Raw genomic sequence first — 7,601 nt, 5'->3', positions numbered from 1 at the left:
TGACGAGCTCCTCACGGTCCATGAGCGCCCAAGTGCGCATCGATCGCCCCTCCCTGACCACCCCTCACGGACCACCCCTCACGGACCACCCTGACGGACCACCCTCCCTGCCCCCTCTCCCTGGCCATCGCTCCCTGGCCGCCCCTCCCCGATCGCCCCTCCCTGGCCACCCCTCTCTGACCACCGCTCCCTGGCCACCACTCCCGGTCATCGCTCCCGGTCATCGCTCCCGGTCATCGCTCCGTCCTTTGCGCGGGTTTGCTGCTTCCACCCGCCTTTTAGTGCCGCCTTCGGGCTCATGGGGTGACCGGTGGGGCGCTGGGTTCTGTTTCGGCGGCCGCGTGGGCGTGGACGATGACGGCCGGTAGGCCGATCGCGGCGGCGGGGGCTACGGGGGCCGAGATGTCGACGCGGACGGTGGCCTCGTCGCGGTGGAGCCGGACGGTCGCCTCCTTGGGGACCCCGCTCTCCACCAGCTCGCGGACGGCACTGAGGGACTCGCCTCTGGCCGCCGCCCGGGCGCCGCTTCGGGCGGCGTCCGTACAGGCGAGCTGCACGGACGCCGCTTTCACGCCCCACAGCGCGATCGCGGTGACCAGCACCAGGGAGGGGAGGGCCACGGCGATCTCCGCCGTGGCCATCCCGCGATCCCTCAGCCGGCCAGATTGAGCGCCTTCTCGATGATCCGTAAGAGCATCGTCTTCACCTGGGGACTGGTCACGATCTTGAACAGCAGGCCCGCGAAGGCCGCCGCGGCGATGGTGCCGACCGCGTACTCGGCTGTGGACATCCCGCGGTCCTTGCACGTGCCGGACCATCGCCGCACCACCGTCTTCCATGCCCTCATCGGGGCTCCTTTCGCTCGAGGTCGGTACCAGGCTGCTCTGCGGAGAAGCCGGGTGACGGGCGAACCGCATTCTGTGGATAACCCGCTCACCAGGGCAGGAGGATCGTCGAGGCGATCCCGGCGATGGCCGGGACGACTCCGAGGAGGACGAAGGCGGGGAGGAAGCACAGGCCGAGTGGAGCGAGTGCCCGGATGCCCGCCGATCGCGCCCTGGCGGCGGCTGCCGCACGTGCCACGCGGCGCTGGTCGCGGGCGAGGCGGCCGAGGGACGGGGCCAGTGCCGCACCCGTCGACGCCGCCCGGACGGCCGCACGCGCCAAGGGCGCGAGCATCGGCTCCTCCGCCAGGACCGGCCAGGCCTCCGCGGGGTCGGCCCCCAGCCTGATCTGGACGGACACGGCGTGCAACTCCTCGCCGAGCGGGCCTCCCACCGCGCTCGCGACCGCTTCGACCGCCTCGTGCCAGGGGGCGCCGCCGCGCAGGCAGGCGGCGAGGAGATCGACCGCCACGGGGAGATCGGCGATGAGTCGTGCCCGTCTGCGGCGGCGCTCCCCACTGCCGAGGCGGCTGAAGGACAGCCAGACGCCCGCGGCGACCAGCACGCCGATCACTCCACCGGCCAGGCCGCCCAGCAGCACCACGCACAACGCTCCCGCCACGCCTGCGGCCACCCGCCGAAGGATGACGTCGCGGCGCCCGGACGCCTCGGATGGCCCGTCCCGCTCCTTCACCCCCGAGGCTGGGACGGACGTTCCCCGTGGGCGAGCGTGACCTGTCGCCCAGGCGAACCGTCGTCTGGGAGCTGCATGCCTCGGGGAAGGCCCTCCGAACTGGCCGACCAGCCTCCGCGTGGAGGCGTCGATCCCCTTGGGAAAGAGGAACCCCGATGCTGCGGCGCAGAGCATGACCATGAGGGTCGTCATCACTTCACCTGCTCCATACGGATCTCGGGGCGTTCATGGCGGCTTTCCAGGGGGTGGCCCCTCGGTCAGAGGGGTGATTCGGCGGATTTGGCTAGGCGGCGGGTCCAGTAGAGGCCGGTGGCGTTGAGGGCCGTGCCTGTGATCAGGCATGCGAGGCCAGGAAGGGTGGTGCAGAGGAACGGAATGGGGTGGGCGCCCAGAGCGGCGGCCATGGCCAGGCCCAAGATCGGGAGGGCGGCCAGGAGGCGCGCGGTGGCTCGGGGGCCGGCTAGTTGGACGGACACGTCCTGGCGTTGGGCCTCCTCATCGCGGAGGGCGCCGGCCAGGCCGTCCAGGACGGTGGCCAGGGTGCCGCCGCGTTCAGAGCCGACGCGCCAGCAGGCCGCCAGAAGACGAAGACCTTCGGCTCCTGGCTGCGTCGCCAGTTCGTCCAGGTGGTCCGGAGGCGGACGAGGTAGGTCGAGCAGTTCTTTCGAGACGTGCGGGTCGAGGACGGCGGCCGCTGCCGTGAAGGCTTCGTCGGGGGTCCGGCCGGCGGCCAGCTCGGCGGCCATGGCATCGCAGAGCTCGATGATCGAGCTTCGACGGTGCTGCGGCAGCGTCCGACGTTCCCTGAAGGTCTCCAGTCTGATGCGCAGCGGACGCAGCGGGTCGCCCGGTGGTGCCGCGCCCAGGCGGTCGAGGCGATGGGCCGCCGGAGTGGGCGCCAAGTAGGTCCACACAGCGGCCGCCGCACAGAAGGCGGCGAGGACGATCAACATCAGTCACCTCGCAGGCAGGAGAGCGGGGGCTGGTATTCGAGTAGCCCGCACGGCAGCGGCTCCACAGAGGACGGGTAGGCCGGACCACTAGCCCGCGTTCCCCGAGCTCTGGGCCCCGGGTTACTAGGGCCCGTGCCACTAGCCGTGCCACTAGCCCGTGCCAGGTAGATCCAGACGGCCGCGCAGGGGACGGTCAGGGAGGTCGACGTTGGGCGCCTCGTAATGGGTCAGGCGGGAGGGCTCAGGGGTGGGTGTTCGGCACGTCCAAGCGGCGTGCAGAGGGGGGCCGCCAGTGGTGGGGCTTGGGGTGGGGGCTTTTTGGGTGTTAGGGGTAGGCGCGGGCATTGCTGGTGGGTTTCAGGCGGGTGGTCAGTTCGGTTGCGCCTGCGGCGGGGATCGTCTCGCCGGAGGCGGTGAAGGAGATCGCGGGGACCACGCCTACCAGGCCGTTCGGGGCTCGCTGGAGGAGGCAGATCTCGGCTACTCGGCGGCGGCCTCCGCCGGGGTCGCGGACCAGGTGGACGATGATGTCCAACGCGGCGGCCAACTGGCTGTGGACGGCCTCTCGGGTCAGGCCCGCCGCGCAGGCCAGGGCCTCGATGCGGGCGGGGACGTCGGCCGCGGTGTTGGCGTGGAGGGTGCCGCAGCCTCCTTCGTGGCCCGTGTTGAGGGCTTGGAGGAGGACTGCGACTTCGGGGCCTCTCACCTCGCCCACCACCAGGCGGTCGGGGCGCATGCGGAGGGCTTGGCGGACCAGGTCGTTCAGGGTCACGCCGCCGGCGCCCTCGGTGTTGGGCGGGCGTGCCTCCAGCCTGACGACGTGGGGGTGGGTGGGCTTCAGTTCGGCGGAGTCTTCTACCAGGAGGAGGCGCTCGGACGGGTCCGCCAGGGACAGCAGGCCGCTCAGCAGGGTGGTCTTGCCTGTGCCGGTGCCGCCGCTGATCAGGAAGGCCGCTCGGGAATCGATCAGGGCGGCCAGCAGGTCGGCGCCCTCGGGCGGGACGGTGTGGGCCGTGACGAGTTCGTCGAGCGTGAAGGCGCGGCGGCGGGGGAGGCGCAGGGACAGGCAGGTGCCGGTCGCGGCCACCGGTGGGAGGACGGCGTGCAGTCGGACGCCGCCGGGGAGGCGGGCGTCGGCGTAGGGGGAGGCGTCGTCGAGGCGGCGGCCCGCGGCGGCGGTGAGGCGCTGGGCCAGGCGACGGAGGGTCGCCTCGTCCGGGAAGCGCACCGCGGTGCGGACCAGGCCGGAGCCGGTGTCGATCCAGACCTCGTCGGGGCCGTTCACCAGGACGTCGGTGACGTCAGGCGAGCGCAGCAGGGGCTCCAGGGGGCCGGCGCCGACGAACTCGGCGCGTAACTCGTCGGCCAGGGCCAGGACTTCGCGGTCGCCCAGCAGGCGCTCCTCGGCGCGGAGCGCGGCGGCGACGCGGCCGGTGGTGGCCTCGCCGCCCGTGTGGGCGAGCCGGTCGCGGACGGCGTCGGAGAGGCCGGTCATGCCGCCTCCCGGTAGGCGTAGGGCTGGAGGGCGAGGTCGGCGAGGACGGTGGCGCAGAAGTCGGCGAGGGGGCCGCGGCGGCACGCGCGTTCGAGGTCGCCGGAGTCGATGGCGGTGGGGAGGCGGCGGTCGCGGTCGAAGGAGCCGGCGAACGGAAGGCCGAGGACGCCCGCGACGGCGTCGGGGGTGATGCCGCCCGGGGCGGGGCCCTGGACGACGAGGCGAAGGTCGGCGGTGTCGCGGCGGAGGGCGGCGGCGAGGCCGTCGGCCGCCACGGTGGCGCGGACCTCGGCCGGGACGAGGAGGAACGTGACGGCGGCGGCGCGCAGGGCCGCGCGGCCGAGGTCGCCGGGGTGGCGGGGGACGTCCGCGACGACCAGGTCGAATCCGCGGGCGGCGGCGTCGAACAGGGAGCGGACGGCCTCGTCGGAGACCGGGACGGGCTCGCCGCGCCGCCAGGACAGGACGGACAGGTCGCCCGTGCCGGGCAGGGTCTCGCGGAGGGTCGCGGTGCTGAGGCGGCCGCGGCGTTCGGCCAGGTCGGGCCAGCGGACGCCCTCGTGCGACTCCAGGCCGAGGAGGAGGTCGACGCCACCGCCGAACGGGTCGGCGTCGACGAGGAGGGTGCGCAGGCCCGTGCCCGCCGCGCGGAGGCCGAGCGCGGTCGCGAGGACGCTGGCCCCGGCGCCGCCGCGGGCGCCGACGACGCAGAGGGCGGTGGCCCAGCCGCCCTCGGGCTCGCAGGCGGCGGCGAAGGCGTCGATCAGCCAGTCCTCGTGGTCGGGGAGGGCGACGACGTCCTGGGCGCCGGCCTCCACGGCCAGGCGGTAGGCGTCGGGGGCGGCGCCGCCGGTGACGAGGACGACTCCCGGGCGGCGCTGGAGGCCGGCGGCGGCGACGTCCTCGGCGACGTCGGCGCCCACGAGGATGAGGGAGGGCCAGGCCCAGGCGGGTCTGGCCTCATCGGCGCCGTAGGCGACCTCGGCGTGGGCGTCGGCGGCCGCGGCGAGGCGCAGGAGGCCGTCGGCGAGCGCGGGGTCGCCGGTGACGATCAGTGCCGTGAGGTTCATCGGATGCTCCTTCGACGTTCGGAGACATCCACCTTGCGGCGCGCGTCGGAAGCGGCGGGAAGGTTCCGCGAACTGTGGATAACTTCGCCGGGGCGGGCGGGCGGTGGCGCGGGATCGTTCACCCCGGGGCCACCGCCCGGCCGCCTCACGACAGGGCGACCCCCGCCGGGGGGGAGAGCGGGGGTCGCCGGCGGTCCGGCTCCGGGGGGGTAGAGCCGGCCCGCTTTCCCAGAAAGGTCTCAGGGAGTTCAGGCTAAGCCACGGGTAAGTCGCCTCTATGGGAGAAGCAAACTCACCGACTCAAGTCTAGGCGGATACAACATATGCTGCCCGATCGTCGAGAGTTCCGTCGAGCCGCAAACTCGCCCGGCACGTGGCGATTTTTCGCACCCGGCGGCGACGATCCGCCGGAGCGGCCGGCGCTGGGCGCCGCCCGGCCACGGCTGGGCCCCCGTTCCGGTGCACCGGAAGTGCAACGGGACGGAAGTCGGAGCGTACAGGAGAACTAAAGATCTTTCCCGTGCCTTCGTATGATCGACGACAAAGGGAAATGGTTACCCTGAGTGATCAATTTCGCGTTCCGAACGCCGTTTGCGGAAGTCCGCAATATGCCTCCTCGCCATCCGGGGAGACCGGAGCCGCCTCCGGCGCCCTCTCCGCCGCCCGCGGGCCGTTTTCCGAATGGGGCTTGTCATCTGGGCAAATAAGGCGTACACAGGTCATACGGACCGAGTGTCCGGGCACGGCAGCCGGGTACCCACGCGCGACCAGCCGCGGGAGGCGCGTCGAGACGGGCTTGACCCGATCCGACGAATACAGGTGCACGCTTGGTAACCCGGTGTGACGTGTCCAGCGGCGGCGTCCCGGCAGGGACGCCGTTTCGCTTGCGCCGCACCCCCCGGCCGAACCCCTTACCCGCGGACGTCCAGGCCCAGAGCCGTCGCGAGGACGACCGCCTGGTAGGGGTCGATCACCGCGCTCCTCAGTTCGACGCTGGACGGGTCCAGCGACGACAGGTCGCTGCCGCGCAGGTCGCAGCCGGAGAAGTCGGCCTTGTGCAGGGACGCCCCCGAAAGGTCGACCCCGCGCAGCTCCGCCCCGGCGCAGCGGGCGCCCGTGAGGTCCGCTTCGCGCATGCGCACGTCCGAGAACGCGGCTCGTCGCAGGTCCGCGCCGGGCAGGCCGGTGAACGACCAGTCGCCGCCCTTGACCTTCATCAGGTCGTAGGTGCAGCCGTCGAACGCGCTGCCGACGAACTTGCAGCCCGTGAAGGCGGCGTCGAAGAAGCCGCACCGGACGAACGTGCAGTTCAGGAACGCCCCGTCGGTGTGGCTGGACGCGTTGAACCGCACACCCCGGAACGTGCAGTCGGTGAAGGCGGCACCGGCGCCACTGGCCTCGGTCATGTCCACGTCCACGAACAGGACGCTGTCGTGCCGCTCACCTGTCAGGTCACGCGAATCCCAGTTCGCCGACGAGATCGTGGTCTCCGTCGGCGCCGCTGGTCGCCCGTACATGCGATCGGCCATAGGACCAGCATGGCCCTACCGGGTGACAGCCTCAGCCGCGCATGAACGCTTCGCAGATGGCCTGCGAGTCCCGTGCGGCGGCCGCGATCGCCGAGGAGCAGTGGACGATCCACCGCGCGACGCCCTCCGACGTACCGGACGCGTAGGCGCGAAGGGCCTCGGCGTACTCGTCGGAGAGTTCGAGGTGCCCGACCTCAGGCGCGACCAGGGATTTGGGGTCGAGCCCACGGGCGACAAGGGTGAGCCGCTGGGCGGCACGGGCGACGATCCCGTCTCCCCAGCCGAACGGGCGCAGAGCCAGGAGTTCGCCGTGCACGATCGACGAGACCACGAGAGCCGGCGCCTTGGTGGGTTCGGTCAGCAGCCCGCTGAGCACGTCCAGGCGCGCCGCCACTTCGGCTGGCGAAGGCGGCTCTCCCAGGCCGAGAACGTCCTTCACGACAACCTCGCCAGAGCGGGGACGTCCGAGATCCGCGCTGTCGACCGCGTCCGCTGCGGCGAGGACGTGCAAACGCGCCAACGCCTGCCGCGGTGCCTTGCGCCAGACCTCGGTCAACGTTCCGAGCTCGGCCGACACGCGCAGAGCGCCCTGCACGACGGGGTCGGACGGGTGGTCGGTGGTGCGCAGCTCGTCCAGCGTGACCGAGGCGCCGTCGAGGACGGCGGAGGCCCGGGCGCCGCGCAGCGCCGACTCCGTGGACACCTCGGCGCTGCGCCGCCGCAGGACGCGGTGGCCGAGCAGCCGGTCCACGGCCTTGCGCGCCTCGTCGACGGCGTCGACGACGCCGGGAAGGTTCGCAACATCAGCTAGAGCATCGGTCACGGCCTGACTTTATGCCGTCGTCCGGAGCGCTCGTGCAGCGGCCCACCAGGGCGTGGAACGGAAACGGTTCCCCCGGCCCGGAGCTGGGAAGGCCCGTGGTGTCGGGCATCACAAAGCAGGATTCGCAGCCGTGAGCACCGATCGCGTCCATCC

General features: G+C 72.6%; 8 protein-coding genes. All 8 read right to left on the bottom strand.

Features of this window, described 5'->3' with window-relative positions:
- Positions 1–296 precede the first annotated feature (296 nt).
- The 8 genes from ABD944_RS21095 to ABD944_RS21060 all read right to left on the bottom strand — a co-directional run bounded on the left by ABD944_RS21095 (position 297) and on the right by ABD944_RS21060 (position 7,448).
- The gene (locus ABD944_RS21095; protein ID WP_345178985.1) at positions 297–641 is read right to left on the bottom strand and encodes a TadE family type IV pilus minor pilin; all 345 of its coding nucleotides are present in this window, start codon (positions 639–641) and stop codon (positions 297–299) included.
- 11 nt (positions 642–652) lie between these two features.
- Entirely contained in the window at positions 653–847 is a 195-nt protein-coding gene (locus tag ABD944_RS21090) for a DUF4244 domain-containing protein (protein ID WP_173394687.1), read from the bottom strand.
- An 86-nt stretch (positions 848–933) separates the two neighbouring features.
- Positions 934–1,518, bottom strand: coding sequence for a type II secretion system F family protein (locus ABD944_RS21085; protein WP_345178982.1), 585 nt, complete (start codon positions 1,516–1,518; stop codon positions 934–936).
- Between the two features lie 317 nt (positions 1,519–1,835).
- Complete coding sequence (locus ABD944_RS21080; protein WP_345178981.1) at positions 1,836–2,531, bottom strand: type II secretion system F family protein; 696 nt, start codon at positions 2,529–2,531, stop codon at positions 1,836–1,838.
- A 325-nt stretch (positions 2,532–2,856) separates the two neighbouring features.
- On the bottom strand, positions 2,857–4,026 hold the full coding sequence (locus ABD944_RS21075) for a TadA family conjugal transfer-associated ATPase (RefSeq protein WP_345178980.1): 1,170 nt from the start codon (positions 4,024–4,026) through the stop codon (positions 2,857–2,859).
- Positions 4,023–5,096: a septum site-determining protein Ssd gene (gene ssd / locus ABD944_RS21070; RefSeq protein WP_345178979.1), complete on the bottom strand. Its 1,074-nt coding sequence runs from the start codon at positions 5,094–5,096 to the stop codon at positions 4,023–4,025. The genes ABD944_RS21075 and ssd overlap by 4 nt, the downstream gene beginning before the upstream one ends.
- Before the next feature lie 911 nt (positions 5,097–6,007).
- Positions 6,008–6,625, bottom strand: coding sequence for a pentapeptide repeat-containing protein (locus ABD944_RS21065; protein ID WP_345178977.1), 618 nt, complete (start codon positions 6,623–6,625; stop codon positions 6,008–6,010).
- A gap of 31 nt (positions 6,626–6,656) precedes the next feature.
- Complete coding sequence (locus ABD944_RS21060; protein ID WP_345178976.1) at positions 6,657–7,448, bottom strand: Fic family protein; 792 nt, start codon at positions 7,446–7,448, stop codon at positions 6,657–6,659.
- Positions 7,449–7,601 lie beyond the last annotated feature (153 nt).

This window comes from Actinomadura verrucosospora (assembly GCF_039540335.1).
GTDB classification, from domain to species: Bacteria; Actinomycetota; Actinomycetes; order Streptosporangiales; family Streptosporangiaceae; genus Spirillospora; species Spirillospora verrucosospora.
The sequence above is the reverse complement of the archived record's forward strand: the minus strand, read 5'-3'. Positions and strand labels throughout refer to the sequence as shown.